At 63.3% G+C, this 16,793-nt stretch carries 16 protein-coding genes and 2 pseudogenes; 8 read left to right on the forward strand and 10 right to left on the reverse strand.

Features of this window, described 5'->3' with window-relative positions:
* Positions 1-42 precede the first annotated feature (42 nt).
* From AC6RIC_RS25425 to AC6RIC_RS25450, 6 genes are all read left to right on the forward strand, one after another.
* Complete coding sequence (locus tag AC6RIC_RS25425) at positions 43-993, forward strand: ABC transporter permease (protein WP_499734447.1); 951 nt, start codon at positions 43-45, stop codon at positions 991-993.
* The gene (locus AC6RIC_RS25430; protein WP_499734448.1) at positions 993-1,859 is read left to right on the forward strand and encodes an ABC transporter permease; all 867 of its coding nucleotides are present in this window, start codon (positions 993-995) and stop codon (positions 1,857-1,859) included. Before AC6RIC_RS25425 ends, AC6RIC_RS25430 begins: the two co-directional genes overlap by 1 nt.
* 52 nt (positions 1,860-1,911) lie before the next feature.
* Positions 1,912-2,715 carry a hypothetical protein gene (locus AC6RIC_RS25435; protein WP_499734449.1) on the forward strand — a complete coding sequence of 268 codons (804 nt, stop codon included), beginning with the start codon at positions 1,912-1,914 and terminating at the stop codon, positions 2,713-2,715.
* 31 nt (positions 2,716-2,746) lie between these two features.
* The gene (locus tag AC6RIC_RS25440; RefSeq protein ID WP_499734450.1) at positions 2,747-4,384 is read left to right on the forward strand and encodes a dipeptide ABC transporter ATP-binding protein; all 1,638 of its coding nucleotides are present in this window, start codon (positions 2,747-2,749) and stop codon (positions 4,382-4,384) included.
* Positions 4,385-4,408: 24 nt separating this feature from the next.
* Positions 4,409-5,521, forward strand: a complete 1,113-nt coding sequence (locus AC6RIC_RS25445; RefSeq protein ID WP_499734451.1) for a sialidase family protein — start codon at positions 4,409-4,411, stop codon at positions 5,519-5,521.
* A 62-nt stretch (positions 5,522-5,583) separates the two neighbouring features.
* Positions 5,584-5,787 (forward strand): hypothetical protein, encoded by a 204-nt coding sequence (locus tag AC6RIC_RS25450; RefSeq protein WP_499736672.1) that lies wholly within the window; start codon positions 5,584-5,586, stop codon positions 5,785-5,787.
* Between the two features lie 86 nt (positions 5,788-5,873).
* Here AC6RIC_RS25450 and AC6RIC_RS25455 read toward each other — a convergent pair.
* The 8 genes and pseudogenes from AC6RIC_RS25455 to ocd all read right to left on the reverse strand — a co-directional run.
* Positions 5,874-6,068: pseudogene (locus AC6RIC_RS25455) on the reverse strand (IS481 family transposase); the annotation flags it as partial.
* A 287-nt stretch (positions 6,069-6,355) separates the two neighbouring features.
* The gene (locus tag AC6RIC_RS25460; protein ID WP_499734452.1) at positions 6,356-7,351 is read right to left on the reverse strand and encodes an arginase family protein; all 996 of its coding nucleotides are present in this window, start codon (positions 7,349-7,351) and stop codon (positions 6,356-6,358) included.
* Positions 7,352-7,414: 63 nt separating this feature from the next.
* Entirely contained in the window at positions 7,415-8,212 is a 798-nt protein-coding gene (locus tag AC6RIC_RS25465) for a hypothetical protein (protein ID WP_499734453.1), read from the reverse strand.
* A 140-nt stretch (positions 8,213-8,352) separates the two neighbouring features.
* The gene (locus AC6RIC_RS25470) at positions 8,353-9,237 is read right to left on the reverse strand and encodes an ABC transporter substrate-binding protein (RefSeq protein ID WP_499734454.1); all 885 of its coding nucleotides are present in this window, start codon (positions 9,235-9,237) and stop codon (positions 8,353-8,355) included.
* 25 nt (positions 9,238-9,262) lie between these two features.
* Positions 9,263-10,066 carry an amino acid ABC transporter ATP-binding protein gene (locus AC6RIC_RS25475; protein WP_499734455.1) on the reverse strand — a complete coding sequence of 268 codons (804 nt, stop codon included), beginning with the start codon at positions 10,064-10,066 and terminating at the stop codon, positions 9,263-9,265.
* Positions 10,063-10,932, reverse strand: coding sequence for an amino acid ABC transporter permease (locus tag AC6RIC_RS25480; protein ID WP_499734456.1), 870 nt, complete (start codon positions 10,930-10,932; stop codon positions 10,063-10,065). Before AC6RIC_RS25480 ends, AC6RIC_RS25475 begins: the two co-directional genes overlap by 4 nt.
* A gap of 307 nt (positions 10,933-11,239) precedes the next feature.
* Entirely contained in the window at positions 11,240-12,169 is a 930-nt protein-coding gene (gene ctlX, locus AC6RIC_RS25485; protein ID WP_499734457.1) for a citrulline utilization hydrolase CtlX, read from the reverse strand.
* Between the two features lie 11 nt (positions 12,170-12,180).
* The gene (gene ocd / locus AC6RIC_RS25490; protein WP_499734458.1) at positions 12,181-13,230 is read right to left on the reverse strand and encodes an ornithine cyclodeaminase; all 1,050 of its coding nucleotides are present in this window, start codon (positions 13,228-13,230) and stop codon (positions 12,181-12,183) included.
* Positions 13,231-13,385: 155 nt separating this feature from the next.
* Between ocd and AC6RIC_RS25495 the strand changes: the two are divergent.
* Positions 13,386-14,119, forward strand: a pseudogene (locus tag AC6RIC_RS25495) (IS5 family transposase).
* A gap of 84 nt (positions 14,120-14,203) precedes the next feature.
* The gene (locus AC6RIC_RS25500) at positions 14,204-14,665 is read left to right on the forward strand and encodes an Lrp/AsnC family transcriptional regulator (protein ID WP_499734459.1); all 462 of its coding nucleotides are present in this window, start codon (positions 14,204-14,206) and stop codon (positions 14,663-14,665) included.
* Between the two features lie 169 nt (positions 14,666-14,834).
* Here the strand turns inward: AC6RIC_RS25500 and AC6RIC_RS25505 are convergent, their stop codons facing one another.
* Both AC6RIC_RS25505 and AC6RIC_RS25510 read right to left on the reverse strand, forming a co-directional pair.
* Positions 14,835-15,803: an arginase family protein gene (locus tag AC6RIC_RS25505; protein ID WP_499734460.1), complete on the reverse strand. Its 969-nt coding sequence runs from the start codon at positions 15,801-15,803 to the stop codon at positions 14,835-14,837.
* A gap of 17 nt (positions 15,804-15,820) precedes the next feature.
* Positions 15,821-16,777 carry an agmatinase gene (locus tag AC6RIC_RS25510; protein ID WP_499734461.1) on the reverse strand — a complete coding sequence of 319 codons (957 nt, stop codon included), beginning with the start codon at positions 16,775-16,777 and terminating at the stop codon, positions 15,821-15,823.
* Positions 16,778-16,793 lie beyond the last annotated feature (16 nt).

Raw genomic sequence — 16,793 nt, forward strand, 5'->3', positions numbered from 1 at the left:
GCTTGGCGCGAGGCCGCGCCAGATGTTGCTTGGAGAGGCTGTATGACAGCGTTCGTGTTGCGGCGCCTCGGCTCCGGCATCCTGACCTTGTTCGTGCTTTCCGTCATCGGTTTCGTCGGGGCGGAGATCCTCCCCGGCAACCCCGCTCGCGCCATTCTCGGCAATGACGCGAGCGAAGCGGCGGTCACGGCGCTCTCCACCCAGCTCGGCCTCGATCGCCCGCCGCTGACCCGTTATCTCGACTGGATTGGACATGCGCTCACCGGCGATCTCGGTACGTCCTACGCCCAGAAGATGCCGGTCTCTGAGATGATCTGGGCGGCCGGAAGCCGCTCGGTCGCTCTGGGGCTGGTGACGCTGGTCATCGTCGTGCCTCTGTCCGTTATCGCCGGCCTCTGGTCGGCCAGACACGAGGGCAGCGCGCTCGATCGGGCGATCACCTATGGCGGAATGCTGCTGATGGTCGTCCCGGGCTTTGTGGTCGCGATCATCCTGATTCTGCTGACCGGCGTCGTGGTCAGGGTGTTTCCGATCACGGCGATGACGCCGCCGGGGAGCGACGTCTGGATGAAGATCTATTATCTCGTCCTGCCGGCGCTGGTGCTGTCGGCGACCTTGTTCGGCTATCTCGCCCGCGTCGTCCGCGCCAATGCGGTCGAAATCTACCGCAGCGAATATGTCCGCACCGCGGCCCTGAAGGGGCTGAGCCCCTCGGCGATCACCCGCCGGCACGTCCTCAGGAACGCGATGGCGCCGTCGATCATCGTCATCGCGACGCAGGTCGGCTACCTCATCGGCGGCCTCGTCGTGGTGGAGAAGATCTTCAACTATCCTGGGCTGGGCGTGATGATGCTGCGCGCGGCCGAATACAAGGACATGCCCGTCCTCGAAGCCGGCGTGATGCTGATCGGCACGCTCTATGTCGGGCTGACGCTGCTCGCCGACATCGTGCAGCGTTCGATGGATCCTCGCCTGCGAAAGGCGGTGGCGTGATGTCGCTCTCGACTTCCGATGTTCCGCAGCGCCAGGCGGTGGAGACCGGCTACCAGCTCTCCCTTTCCTCCATCGTTGCCGGCTGCGTCTTCCTGTTCTGGGTGGTGGCGGCGATTGCGGCTCCGTCCTTTGTTCCCCACGATCCATTCAATGTGCAGATGGAGGTGATGTTTCAGCCGCCGGGCGCCGAATTCCTTTTCGGCACAGACGATCTGGGGCGCGATGTCTTTTCGCGCGTTCTCGTCGGATCGCGTGACATCCTGACCGTCTCTTTTTTCGCAGCCCTGTTCGGGACGGTATCGGGGACCGTTCTCGGTCTCGCTATGGGCTATGCCCAAGGTCTTCTCGACGAAGTCCTGTCGCGCATCGGCGAGGCCGTGATTTCTGTGCCCGGCATCATCCTGGCGTTGCTGCTGATCGCAGCGCTTGGGCGTTCCAATCTCGCCCTGATCGGCGTGATCGCCTTCGAGTTCATGTGGGTGGTCGCGCGCACGATCCGCGGTGCCGTCCTCCAGGAAACCCAGAAGGACTACATTCTTGCCGCACGCGTCCGGGGGGACAGCGCCATCTATGTCATGCTGCGCGAACTCCTTCCCAATATTTTCCCGATCGTCGTCGTGGAGTTCACCGTGCGGATGACCTTCGCCGTGTTCGCGGTCGCGAACCTGTCCTTCCTGGGCTTTGGCGTCCAGCCGCCCGCACCGGATTGGGGGCTGATCGTCGCCGAATCCTACGGGCTCCTGCTGGCAGGCTCCTGGTGGGTCGTCCTGTTTCCGACGTTGGCGATAGCGAGCCTGGTGATTTCGATCGCCGTCCTGGCCAACGAGGTCAATCGCTACCTCTCCGGAAGCACGGTCCGGGCTTGATGCCCCGAGACTGCTTCAACCGAACGAATCCATCATCAGGAAAGCTCAATCCATGGCTCGTGAAATCATCGAAGGGCGCGCGCTGGCCGCGTTCCCGCTGGTGCAGGGAAGCGATTTTCTGGCCGGAGCGCATATGCGCGTTCTGTCCCGTGATGGCCGGGACGGTGCCTTCACCGCCTATGTCGTCGTCGACCGGGAGATCGCCTTCCACTTTCCGCCCGGCCGCACGCTGGAATTCTTCGTTCTGACCGGCTCCGCCATCGTCAACGGTCGCCCGGTCCCGCGGGGCTGGTTCGCCTATCTGCCGCCGCAAACGGCCGAGCGCGCAGTCACGCTCCGAGGCGGAGCCACGGTTTTCCTCGCGACCGGCGAGAAGGGGGTCGGCTCTGGAGAATTCGAGATCGTCGATCCGGAAACGAAGCCCTGGCAGGTGCGCACCAGCGACTGCGCCCATTCCAGCACCGGAACCAGCACCAATGTCGTGAAGTATCTGCGTGTCGACCCCGAGAACCGCGACAATTTCGGCATCGACGTGATGTGGCCGGGCAGCGGGCTCGACTGCGCCGAATGGCACGACGTCGCCGACGAGATCTTCCGGCTGAGCGGGGACCTGCTCCTGCTGGACCCCGTCTCGGGAAAGCCGGTCGAGGCCGCGCCGGGCTCCTATGCCTGGCGTCCGCTCGATTCGCGGCATCTGCCGAAATACAGCCATACCGGCTGCGTCCAGCTTTTCCGCAATCGCGAATGGCCCTCCGGCAAGGCGACGGTGACCTATGTCGAGGCTCCCGGCTGGGGCGATGTCCTGAAAGCCTACAAGGCCAGGTTCGACGTCATCGGGCCCATACCCGGCCTATGACGATTTTGATCTGGCGAGCAGGAGGATTGGCGTGAGCGAACTCGTTCTCGACGTCGACAAGCTGGGCATGTCCTACTGCTCGGCGCGCGGCACCGTGCAGGCGGTCTGCGACGCCAGCCTGCAAATCGCGCCCGGCGAGGCCGTCGGCATCATCGGGGAATCCGGCTCCGGCAAGTCGAGCGTGGCCTACGCCATCGTCGGCTGGACGCCGCAGGCCGCGTTGGCCGGACGGATTCTCTTGGACGGCCAGGACGTGACCGGTGCGCGCGAGCCCGAGCTGCGCAAGCTTCGCGGTGGAACCGTCTCCTTCGTTCCGCAGGATCCCAAGAAATCGCTCAACCCGAGCATGAGGGTCGGCCGCCAGGTCGTCGAGCAACTGCTCGCGCATCGGAGCGAGATGTCGTGGGACGAGGCCCGCAAACGGGTTCTCGAGCTGTTCGAGCACGTCAACCTGCCGAAGCCGGCGGAGTTGTTCGAGCGCTACCCGCACGAGATCTCGGGCGGGCAGCAGCAGCGGGTGCTGATCGCCGCGGCAGTGTCATGCGAGCCGAAGCTCATCATCATGGACGAGCCTACGACCGGCCTCGACGTCACCACATCCGCACAGATCATCGAGCTGGTCCAGAATCTGCGCCGGCGGTCGAGATGTTCTCTTCTGTTCATCAGCCATGATTTGTCGGTGGTCGCCCGCGTTTCCGATCGCGTTCTGGTCATGCGCCACGGGCGGGTCATCGAGCAGGGCACGACGGCGGATATCTTCACAAGGCCGTCGCACGACTATACCCGCCAGCTCATCGCCTCCGTTCCCGACCGTGTGGCCCGGGACGATGCGGCGCTGACCGCCGTTCCGCCTTCGGCCCTCTCCGGCGAGAATATCGTGAAGCGCTATGGCGCAGGCCTGTTTTCCGGGCGCGGCTTTGCCGCGGTGGACAGGATCGGCTTCGACCTGCCCGAGGGACGGACCCTGTCGGTGGTCGGCGAGAGCGGCTCCGGCAAGACCACATTGGCTCGGATAGTCGCTGGCTTGACCCGAGCCGACGAGGGTTTGATCTCTCTGGGCGGAACACAGCTCGCCGCCGTGCCGCGAAAGCGGCCTCGCGCCGCTCGTCAGGCCATCCAACTGATCTTCCAGAACCCCGACGCGTCTCTCAACCCACGTCAGACGATCGCCCAGATCCTCAGAAGGCCGATGCAGCTCTATGGCTCCTGCAGGCCCGAGGAGATGGACGAGCGCGTTGCCGAATGGCTGCGGGCTGTCCAGCTTCCGCCCGACTATGCCCGGCGCAACCCCGGCCAGCTTTCGGGCGGCGAGAAGCAGAGAGTTGCCATCGCCCGGGCCTTTGCCGCCAAGCCGCGCGTCATCGTCTGCGACGAGCCGACCTCGGCGCTGGATTTGTCAGTGCAGGCGGCCGTCCTCGATCTCCTGCTGCGGCTGCAATCGGAACAAAACGTCTCCTACCTGTTCATCACCCACGACCTGAACGTCGTCCGCGCCCTGGGAGGCCGCATCCTCGTGATGAAGAACGGCCTCTGCGTCGAAGCCGGCTCCGTCACGGAGATCTTCGGCAATCCTCGCCATGACTATACGCGCCAGCTTCTCTCGGCTGCCCCGACACTGAGCGATGTCGTCGGCGGCATGGCGGCCGGCGCGTCGCAGCCCATCCATTGACACCCCATGCTTTCGAGGCCCGCGATGACCAAGCCTGCCCCCGCGACGTTCGATGACTTCACCATAACCCCGGAGCCGCCGGCTCTGGATATCTTCGTCGACCATCAGGCGACGGGGCGCAGCGGGCATCTCGGCCATGCCGCCTTCCAGCGCGGCGACGGCGAGATCTTCGCTTTCTTCCCGAATTGTTCTTCGGAAGATCCCGGGCGGCACGGAACCTCGGGCCATTCAGCCGTAGGCTGGATGGAATACAAGCGCTCCTCCGACGGGGGAAAGAGCTGGAGCGCACCGCGGGCGCTGGATTACTCCAAGCGTGCGCATGACGAGAAGACGGGTTGGTGCATCTTCACCGAGAAGGCGATCGTGACCGAGACCGGTACGGTCGTCCTGTTCCATGTGCTCTGCGACGTGTCGAAGGATGCCCTGTGGGAGCCCTATCTGGTCCCGACCTCGACGCGCAGCACCGATGGCGGCGAGACCTGGAGCGCACCGGTCGAGGTCGGACCGGATCGCGGCCGGCTCTACGGTGCGACCTATGCCGACGGCGTCATCTACGTGCTCAAGTTCCGCAACGATGCCGAGGTCAATTTCTGCGGGTCGACGCCCGACCATATCTACACGCTCTATGCCAGCCGCGATGACGGCCAGACCTTCGAGCCGGTGAGCGACCTGCCGTTCGATACGCTGAACAAGGGCTACGGCACCCTGTGCCGCCTCGGTGGCGGACGCATGATCGCCTACATCTACAACAAGCACGAGGAAGATCGGCTGGAATACTGCATCACCGACGACAATGGCCGCAGCTGGAGCCAGCCTGCGAAGACGCATTTCGCATTGCGCATCCGCAATCCGCAGATGATCGGTTTCGGCGGAGGCTATTTCATCCATGGTCGTAGCGGTACCTATGGGCCCGCACCCGGCATGGGCCATTTTGTGATTTACTATTCGCACGACGGCATCAATTGGGACGAGGGGCGCTATCTGGCGAAACGGGAGCATGGCCAGGGCGCCTATTCGAACAGCATTGTGGTCAAGTCGCCGGGAAGGGACCGTGAGCGGCTTCGCGTGCAGGCGTCCCATGCGTATTGGCAGGATGCGACCAGCATCGTGGAGTGGTGGATCGAGCCAACTCGCTGACAGTCGCCAGACGATCTAAATCACACATCGACGACATTTCGATCGGATGAGCTGCGCGTCTGATGCCCGCCGCGCAGCCTTCCTACAAACCCAACGGGCGCAATCCGAACACTCGAGCTGCAATCAGGTATATTTTGGTGGAGGTTCTTGACCGCGACTCGCGAGCTCTCTTCGGCACTGAAACCGCCATTGCCTCCGGCGTCGAGCGCGAAATCGAAAGCTTCGATCTCGAAGGTGAAGCTCTACACGAAAAGCTTCCATGGTAAGCGGTGTTCCGAGCGCACCTTCTTCGGCGCGGATTGAGCGCCCACTCTGACGATCCTGATTTGGAGGGATCGTTTTGTGTATAGGTGTTCAGTCCCGGCATTTGGTGGATTGGATCGAGCGTGAATCGGTCCGGCTCTGAAGTCCATCGTTTGCAGATGAATTCGCAGAGCGTGAGGCCCTTGAGGGTCTTCAGTCAGCGGCCGAAATTATAGGCGCAGACGAAGTCGGCGAAGTGCCGTTCGAGCTGGTCGTGGGTGTCGTAATGATAGCACTTGTCTGTAACGCCCAGCAGCATATTGCGATCTCCAATCGCTGGTACAACCGTGCGGCGGTTTTCGCATACGGGAATCGCGCACAAGAAGAGCGCCCCAGCTTGCCAAGTTCTAATGATAGAACGAAAAGGCAGCTAGAGCGCATCTTGAGATTACCGACTAGAGCCGGATCCGATCAGGTTGAATCAACCTGATCGGCGAATCCGTCTCTTACTTATTGATAGAGAACGCGTGATCCGATCGGATTGCGATGCAATCTGATCGGCGCGTGCTCTAAATCTTGCGGGTCCGGAAATCAATCGCAGCCGGCTTGGCGCACAAGAACCCCCAACGCCGTCGCGACCAGTCTAGCCATGGTGAACGCTCCGATATTGTCGACGTCTCGTTCCGGCATGAACTCGACGAAGTCCATCGCGCCAATCTTGCCGCGGCTGGCTGCTCCCTTAATGAGATCGACCACTTGATAGTAGCTCAGCCCGCCCGGCGCGCGTCCTATTACGCCAGGGACCAGGGCAGGATCGAGCGCATCGGCATCAATACAGATGATAATATCGCTCCCTAGGGGAATGAGCCTCAGCACGGATTCTATGCCGTCACGGTGAAGCTCATAAGCTGTGACAAACTTCACGCCCCAGGCCGCAGCATCCTCGTAATCCGACGTCGCCGCTGAGCCAATGCCGCGCGCCCCAACTTGTATTATCCGCTCGACATGGCCCTGTTCAGATGCACGGCGCATCGTCGAGGAGAGGCCGAACCGTTCCCCCATGTGGGTCTCGCGCCAGTCGATATGGGCATCAATCTGCAGGATCGTGTATCGCCGCCCCGCCGCCCGCTCGCCCAGCGCCTCGATCATCGGGATCGGGATGGAATCGTCACCTCCGAGAAGAACTGGCACCGCGCCCCGGTCAAGAATTTTGATCACAGCAGCGCGGATGATTTGGCGATTGCCGGCAGGATCGCCCTCGTCGAAGGGAAGATTGCCGCAGTCTACCGGACGCAGATGCGGCGCGGGGAAGACAGCGCCGCCGCTGTCGAAATCGTGCCGGTCCAGATTTGCGGTCAAGGAGGCCGTCGCCTGGCGCAGGGCATCGGGCGCGTTGCGGCAATAGGCGCCGACCGACGCATAAGGCGTCGCGCAGGGCACGCCCAACAGCGCGACGGGCGCCTTCAGAAGGTCGAGGTCTGGACACGCATCGAGGCCGAGAAAGGTGCTGGTCAGCGCGGAGGCACCGAACAGGGCACCGAGATCAGGCTTGGCATTCATCGTCTTATCCTTGGAAACATCGGTCATGCATTCGAAGGCTATGGCATTGTCCGCCGCGCGGCCCGATCACGAAACACCGGCGCTCGGCACTCAGATGAGGGGCCAGGAAAGCCCGCTCCACTCGGCCTTGTAGCCGGCGACGATCGCATCCCAATCGTCATGCCGCTTGAAGGCGATGGGGCAGCCCCACAAACCGCCATGGGTCCGGAAGAAATTCAGGTTTCCGGTATGGGAATACTTGGGCAAATGCAGCGCGTTTGGCTGACGCCACTGATAGATCCCCGGCGTGATCCGCACCTTGCGGCGCTCATTGTCGAGGATGAGCAAATCGCCGCGCAGATTGAGGATCTCGTCCACCGGCTCATGCTCCTCGGAGCAGTCGAGCCCGACGCCGGGAGGCAGGGCGCCGAGTCCGACTGTCTCGCTTCGCGCCTTGTCGACCCGGAAGAACTTCGCATAGCCGTGGCTGAGACCGTTCTTTGCCTCGGGGACAGCACGAACCCGCGCATCCCATGGCAAGTCGTCCGGGTTCACGAGCAGAATGTCACCCTCGCGCCGCTCATCCTCGATCACGCCAATGAAGAGCTCCGCGCCAGAAACCGATCTGATCGTGCCGCTGCTCTCATTGCCGGGGACGAAGGCATAGTGACCCGCGGACAGGACGCCCCCGCCAACGGAAACCTGGCCCGAGAGCACGTAAATGTCCCAGGCGCGCCCAGCCAGCGAGCCGGATTCGAAACCTGCCGGCAGATTCGCGATGAGCGAGTTGTCCCCGCTCACGTCGTCGCGCGAAAGTTCGCGCAGTTCGGCTCCGGCGAGAGGACCGTCCTTGGACATCTGCCGCGTCACGGTTTCAATACGCAGATCCTCGATATGTCGCCTTCCCATGGAGGCCTCCGGAACAGTCACGTGGGGGATGAACGGCGCCCTGCCTTCCTTGCAGAAGGCCGTTAACAGTGGGGCGCCCCAAGCCTGGTCGGCGTCGCTCGCGTCGCCGCGAGCCCACCGTATGACAGGCTCTCTCGGCGTCAGTCGAGCTTGAAGAGCTGGTTTTCGAAACGGGCCGCATCGTTGTGGGTGATCTTGGTCAGCATGTTCTGGTCCAAGCCCCACTTCTTGAAGATGGCACCATAGGAGCCGTCATCGACCATTTCCTGAAGCGCGACGACGATGGCGTCTCGCAAGCCCGGATTGGCCTTGCTCACGCCGATGGCATGGTAGGTTTCCATATATCGCTTGCCCGGGATCGGGATCAGGCTGCCTTCGGCACTGTCGAGCATCCTGTCGGCGACATATTTGGCGACGCTCGACGTCTGGAGGCCGAAATCGGCCCGGCCAGAGCGGATCGCGTTGAGCGTATCGGTGTTCGTCACGAATTCGAGGATCGTGATCGGCTTGTCCTTGCAGATCTCGTTCTGCTTCTTGACCAGCTCGAGCGGGAACGAGCCCGCGCCGACCGCCGCACGCAGGCCGCAAGCCTGCGACAAGCTCGTTAGCTTATAGGTGTTGGCCTTCGGAACGATGATCGAAGAGCCCTCGGTATAGATGTCGATCAGATCGATGACTTCCTCGCGGCTGAGCTTGTCTCCGAGTGCGATATAGGCGATGTCGAAGCGGCCGGATTGGATCGCCGGCACGATGCTCGCGAACTTCGCCGAATTGACCTGGAGCTTGAGTCCCAGCCGGCCGGCGAGGGCGGTGACCAGCTCGTGCTCCAGCCCGACATAGGCCCCCTTCTCGTCGAGATAGGAATAAGGCGGCGAACCGGGATCGGTCACGGCCGTGACGACGCCCTTCTCTACGATGCTCTTCGGCAGCAGCTTGCGCGCCGCCTCGTTGACCTTGCCCTCCTGCGCATGGGAAATGGACGCGCACAACAGCGCCGCGACCACCCCTGCCATTACGCTCTTCATCCGTACCATCATTGGCTTCTTCCTTTCACCCTCTGTTTAATCTTGCCAGGAAGCCCTTTGCCCGCTCGCTCTGCGGGTTGCGTAGAACGTCCGCGGGACTGCCTTGCTGCAGGATCCGGCCCTCGTCGATGAGCACGACCCTGTCCGCGACATCCTCCGCGAAGGCCATTTCATGGGTGACGACGACCATCGTCATGCCCGACCGTGCGAGCTGGCGGATCACGTTCAACACCTCCTCGACCAGCTCCGGGTCGAGGGCCGATGTCGGCTCGTCGAACAGCATCAGCTTCGGGCGCATCGCCAGCGCGCGGGCGATGGCGACGCGCTGCTGTTGGCCGCCCGAAAGCTGCGACGGCATGGCTGAGGCGCGGTGCTGGAGCCCGACCTGCCCGAGCAGCTCCGTCGCCCTTGCGACAGCCTCCCGCCGCGACAGCAGGCCTGTCACGACCGGCGCGACCGTGATGTTGTCGAGCACGTTCAGATGCGGGAAAAGATTGAACTGCTGGAAGACCATGCCGACAGAACGACGTCGGATCGCGATCTCCCGCGGCGACAATTCGTGATAGCGGCCGGCGCGCAGCACGAGATCCAATGGCGCGCCATCGATCAGGAGCTCGCCGGCGTCGAAGCTCTCCAGCCCATTGAGACAGCGCAGGAAGGTGGACTTGCCGCTTCCTGAGGCGCCGATGATGCAGACGACCTCGCCGTGCCGCACATCCATGTCGATGCCACGCAGAATCTCGAGCGGCCCGAAGCTCTTGCGGATGCCTCTCGCTCGGACGATCGGCCCGTCATCCGCCGGCGCGGCCGCATGCGCGAGGCCGGTCATGCGGCACCTCCGATCCGCGCCGGGGCGCGCTCGCCACCGGTGCCGGACAGCCGCCGTTCGAGGGCGTGCTGCAGCAGGCTGCCGATCGTCGTCAGCAGCAGGTACCAAACGCCTGCGACCATCAGCAATTCGATGACCCGGTAGTTCGTCGCGTAGATTCGCTCCGCCTGCGTCAGCAGATCTTGGGCAGCGATGACCGAAACCAGCGAGGTCGTTTTCAGCATGCCGATGGCCTGGTTTCCGGTCGGCGGAATGATGACCCGCAGGACCTGCTTCAGGATGATGTGGCGCCCGGTCTGGTAGGGCGTCAGGCCCAGTGCCGAGGCCGCCTCGTACTGGCCCCTCGGAACAGCGAGTAGGCCACCGCGGATGACCTCCGCCATATAGGCGCCTTCGTGCAGACTCAGCGCCAAGATCGCAGCCGCATAGGGCGTCACCAGCTCGTTCGTGGAGACGTCGATCGGACCGATGACGATCCGCGGAACGAACAGGGCGATATTGTACCAGAACACCATCTGGAGGAGCAGCGGCGTTCCGCGGAAGAACCAAGTGTAGGCGACGCTGAGAAGTCGCAGAGGCCGGCTCCCCGACATCGCCATCACCGCCAGCACGCTGCCGAGCACGCTGCCGAGCACCATCGCCACGATGGTGAGCCAGATCGTCATGCCGACACCGAGCAGGATGCTGGGGTGGAACAGGTATTCCTGGACCGCCGCCCAAGAAATGCTGCCGCTGCGGCTGACGATGAATGCGAAGGCGAGCAAGACCACCACAACGAACGTGGCGAAGGCGGTGGGCACATGATTCTTCCGCCGGACCGCATCGGCGCGCGACGGGCCGGACGACAGAGCTTGCGCGCCGGTCATGGGAGCGGCCTCGCTCGGCGCGGCAGGTTGGCAGCGTGGTGATGGTCGCTCATGCTCTCGAAACCGAAGGCCCCTACCCCGTGCGGCTGCGCTTTCGACCACCGCAACTTTGTTGACTGTTACGACACATTAATTCGTGATATAAAGTCAATACCAACTTTTAGCGACTAAATGACTATTTTTTCGCGATATGAGTTTTCTATCACGAAACCTCATATCGCGATGAAACTCGTTAGCCGCCGCGGCCGTGCAGTCAGGCGGCGATATGGATTGCGGTGCAGGGAGCCAGACGCTTTGCGCCCGCGGCTCAGCGCGGCGTCAGATGGATTCCCGCGAGCGTGCAGCGCACCGAGCCGCCGGCTTTCTCAATCGTCGGGATATCGAGCGCCACCAGCTGCGCGCTCTCCGCGATCGCCTCCTTCTGGTCTTCGCGAAGGGCGTTCAACGCCGTGGTCGAGAGCGCGAGCAGGCGGCACCGCTTGCCCTGCAATTCCAGCGCATTGCCGGCGAAGCGGCCGATCTGCTCGTTGGTCAGCGGAATGATTGTCCGGCCGGAGCGTTCCAGCCGCGCGACGATTTCCCGCCGCCGCGCGGCGTCGGTCAGCATGTCGAGTCCGATCATGGCGAAGTCGGTCGCGACGCACATCAGCACATTGGTGTGGTAGATCGGCACGCCGTCGCCGTCGCGGGCATCGAAGACCATCGGCTCGAAGTTGAAATGGGTCGAGAAGCGCTCGAGCGCGATCGGATCGGTACGATCGGAGCGCACGGCGTAGGCGACGCGGTCGAGATGATCCAGCACCATGGCGCCGGTGCCCTCCAGGAACAGCCCGTCCGACTCCAGCCCGGAATAGTCGATCACCTCCTGCACCCGGTAGCGGGCCTTCAGCATCTCGATGACGTCGCCGCGCCGCTCGCGCCGGCGGCTGACGGCTTTCATCGGATAGATCGCAACATGGCCTCCGGCATGGGTCGAGAACCAGTTGTTTGGGAAAACCGCATCCGGCGTCTGAGTGCCCTCGTTCTCGAAGATATGCACCGTGACGCCGTGACTGCGCAGCGTCTCGGCCGCGCCGGTGATCTCGTCATGGGCGCGGGCGGCGAGGTCCTCGCCGGCATCGACGCCGGCCTGGAAGCGGTTATCCGCCGCAGTCTCGGTATTCACGGTGAAATGATGCGGCCGCACCATGACCACCGCGGCTGGGGCCTGGACGGAATAGGAAGCCTGTCGCGTCATTGTGGTGCTTTTCATACCTTCGCGCGTTGCAGCATGCCGAACAGATCGCGCGGATCGTCGGGATCCGCGATGAGATCGAGATCCTGGTAGAAATCGCCGCCCGCCAGTCGCTCGCGCACATAGCGCAGCGCCGAGAAATCCTCGATGGCAAAGCCGACCCCGTCGAACAGGGTGATCTGCCCGGCGTCGCGCCGGCCCGGCACCGCGCCGGTGACGACCTGCCAGAGCTCGGTGACCGGGAAATCGGCCGGCATCTGCTGGATCTCGCCCTCGATGCGGGTCTGCAGCGGATACTCGACGAAGACTTCTGAACGCCGCAGGATGTCGGGATGCAGCTCGGTCTTGCCCGGGCAGTCGCCCCCGATCGCATTGATATGGACGCCGGGGCCGATCATGTTGTCGGTGAGGATCGTTGCGAACTGCTTGTCGGCGGTGCAGGTCGTGATGATCTGCGCGCCTTCGACCGCTTCCTGCGCCGAGGCGCAGGCGACGATCCCAAGCCCGGAACCGGCGAGATTGGCTGCGACCTTGCGCGTCGCGCGCGGGTCGATGTCGTTAAGGCGCACCGTCTCGACGCCGCAAACCGCCTTCAGTGCCAGCGCCTGGAACTCGGCCTGGGCGCCATTGCCGATCAGCGTCAGGGTGTGTGCGCCCTTCGGAGCCAGCAGGCGCGTCGCCACGGCCGAGGTCGCCGCCGTGCGCAGCGCGGTGAGCAGCGTCATCTCCGTCAGCAGTACCGGATAGCCGGTCGCGACCTCGGCCAGCAGGCCGAAAGCCGTCACAGTCAAGCCCTCGGCGACATTGCGCGGATGGCCGTTGACGTATTTGAAGCTGTAAACGCTGCCATCGGCAGTCGGCATCAGCTCGATGACGCCGTCGCGCGAATGGCTGGCGACGCGCGGCGTCTTGTCGAAACTGTCCCAGCGCCGGAAATCAGCCTCGATCGCCTCGGCCAGTTCGGCCAGTACGGTCTCGACACCGCGATGATGGACGAGGCGCATCATGTTTTCGACGCTCACGAAAGGCACCATGGCCCTCGTCGACGGAAGCGGCGGCAGCATCGGCATATTCCGAAACAGGTTGATCTGCCGGAAGGCTAGGCCTCGTGGACAAAGCTTGACCTGAGACACGCGGATTGATTCAAGGCTTCTTTTTGGAGGAAGCCTTGGGCGAGCGGATCGGTCTGACGGACGAGGAATGGGCGTTGATTGGGCCTTTGCTGCCGGCCGAGCACGGGCGCGGTTGCCGACCGGCGCAGGACAACCGCCGCTACTTTGAGGGCATGATGTGGTTGGCGCGGACGGGCGCGCAGTGGCGGCATCTCCCCGACGATTACGGCAAATGGAACAGCGTCTTCCGCCGCTACCGGCGCTGGCTGGAGGTCGGCGTTTTCGACGCCATGCTGGAAAGCCTGGCGGAGATGGTCGAGCGAGACCCCTCCGCCGACATGATCGACTCAACCATCGTCCGGGCGCATCACTGCGCAGTCGGCATAAAAAGGGGACTCAGCAAACAGAGGCGCTTGGTCGATCGCGTGGCGGCTTTACCACCAAACTCCATGCCCGCTGCGATGCCAAAGGCCGCCCGCTCGGCTTCGTCCTGACGGGCGGAGAGGCACACGACGTCAAGGGCTTCGCGCCGCTGCTGCGGATGGTCGCCGACAAGATCGAAGCGCTGCTGGCGGACAAGGGCTATGATGCCGACGCCATTCGCGAGGAGTTGGCGAAAGCCGAGATCGAGGCCGTCATACCGGCCAAGCGCAACCGCAAGAACCCTGCGCCGCACGATGCCGAGAAATACAAGTGGCGCAATCTGATCGAGCGTCTGTTCAGCAAGCTCAAGAACTGGCGGCGCGTCGCCACACGCTACGACAAGAGCAAGGAATCTTACCTCGGATTCGTCGCCATTGCCGCAGTCAAACTCTGGCTACCCTTTGTCCACGAAGCCTAGCAACCGGAGTTGCCTGTCCGAAAGCGTAGTTCTGTGTTAATATCGGCATTCTTTCGAGCGATTTGCTCAATCGGATAATGCAATATGTTCAACGCCATTACGAAAGAAAAACCCGTCGCGAAATATCTGCCTGACGATCTGGACCGGCGGATCATCGCGCATCTGCGCGCCGACGGGCGCGCCTCCCTGTCGAAGGTCGCAGACGTTCTCGGCATCGCGCGCGGGACTGTTCAGAGCCGGTTGGAGCGCCTCCTGGAGACGGGAACGCTGCTTGGTTTCACGGCGCGGGTCAGGGAAGACCATGCCCTCAGCGCCATCCGCGCCGTGATGATGATCGAAGTGGTTGGCAAATCGACTACGCAGGTAATACGCAAACTGCGCGGCATGCCGGAAATTTACGCTCTTCACACAACGAACGGGAACTGGGATCTCGTCGCCGACATCCGGTCCGACAGCTTGTCGGAATTCGATCGTGTTCTGCGTGAAATCAGGATGATCGACGGCGTGTCCAATAGCGAAACCAGCCTTTTGCTCAGCAGTGTGTGAAGACCGTTATGAAGCAGATTTTGTTTGCTGGTTCGCCGTCAGCCGCTAGTCGTAGGGGGTGGCTCCTGCCGCTTGTAACTTCATGGTCCTGCCACTCAGCGGATCCCAACCTCGTGAGCGCGACAACGAACAATCGCCTGCCTCCAATGGGTCCGTTTACATAGAGCCCTCACCCGCCGACATCGTCGTTGGCAATCGCCGCGAGGAAGCGCGCCATTGTCAGCGCGCCGAGATAAGAGGTCACGCCGGTGCCGACATCGAGCGGCGGATTGACCTCGACGAAGTCGAAGCCCGTGACCTCGAAGCGCTCGGCGATGCGCATCAGGATGCCCATCAACTCGGGGAACTGCATGCCGTCGGGTTCGGCCGATACACAGCCGGGTACCAGCGCCATATCATAGGCATCGACATCGATGCTGACATAAACTGCAGCCCTTTCCGGAATATGATCGAGCGCGTCCGCCGGCCCGCCGTCACGCAGCATCGACATAGTTACGATCGTGCTGCCATTGGCGCGAGCGTCGCGGACATCGCTGGGCCGCGTGCGCAGGCTGCGAATGCCGATCTGGGTTAGGCTCGTGACCTGAGGCAGGGCGTGGAGCTGCCGGAAGGCCTGGCCGTTCGTGTGCCGCAGATCTTCGGTCACGGCGCCGTAGTCCATATGGGCGTCGAGCTGGATTACATGGACCGGCGTGTCGAAGCCCTGCAGGATCGGGAAGGTGATCGAATGATCCCCGCCGATCACGACGGGCTTGGCGCCGGCGCGGCGGATTGCGCCGATCTGTTCTGTCAGATTGGCGAAGCTGCGCGCCGGATTGGTCGGCCAGATGTCGACGTCGCCGCAATCGACGAGTCGGCCCGACGTAACGAGATCGGGCGCGAGCACGCTGTCGCTGTTGATGTCGTAGAGGCCGGAGATGCCGAAGCGCAGGGAATGCTCGCGAATGGCGCGGGGGGCGAAACGTGCGCCCGGCGCATAGGGCGAGCCCTCGTCGAAGGGTACGCCCAGCACGGCGAACTCAGCCTCAGTGGTGGCGATGTCGCTGCAATAGTCGGCGCGCAGGAAAGTCGGCACGCCGACGAAGCCGCGGTTCAACCGCTCGCCGGCGCCGCGCATCTCGATCAGGCTCGGTTTCATCGGGGGCAGCGCACCGTTCACTTGTTGAAGTAGTTCGCACGGACAGCCGCGCCGATCATGTTGAAGAACAGCCGCCCGGCCGTGACGGCCGAAATCCGGTTGACGTCGCGCGAGGGCGTGATCTCGACGATGTCCATGCCGACGACGCGCCCCTTTCGGACGAGGCCGTGGATCAGCTTGCGCGCCTGATGGAAGGTTATGCCGCCGGGAGCGGGCCCCTCGACGGCCGGCATCTCGGACGGATCGAGACCGTCGGCGTCGATGGTGAGATAATAGCGGGCATTGTCGGGGATGCGCGCCAGCACAACCTCCATGCCCTCGTCATGCACTTCGTAGGAGGTGATGATCTGGGCGCCATAGGCGCGGGCGGCATCGACATCCGCCTGGCGGGCGCTGCCCTGCGAGCGCATGCCGATCTGGAAGATCTCGCCGACATGATCCATCTCCGAGATGCGTCGGATGACGCTGGAGAGCCCCTCGCGCACGCCGCCGACATCCTCGCGCCAGTCGATATGGGCGTCGAGTTGCACCAGCACGAGCGGCCCCTGATCGTCGAAGGCATTCAGCACCGGGATCGGGATGGCATGGTCGCCGCCGATGACCAGCGGCATCGCGCCCGAGGCGATGATCTTGCGCATCGCGGCTTCGGCGCGGGCCGAATGCGAGGCCGGGTCGTGCATCTCGCCGATAACGTCACCGCAATCGACCATGCGAATCGGGCGCTCATCGAAGAGGGGCCCGCCGACATCGAAATCATAGCGCTCGAGCGAGCGCGACACACGGTCGGAGGCCTGGCGCACGGCGGTCGGCCCGTTCGACTGGTCGTTTGAGACATTTCGGATCGTGTAGGGGTGCCCGAAAGGAATGCCGAGAAAGGCTATGTCGGCCCGCAGATTGTCGAGATCGAGCGCGAGTTCGGAGAATAGGAAGGTCTTGTGCCCGTGCTCGGGAGCGTCGGTCAGCGCGTCGGTCATGGTCGTCTCGGCTCGG

Source organism: Allobosea sp. TBD101, assembly GCF_059817965.1.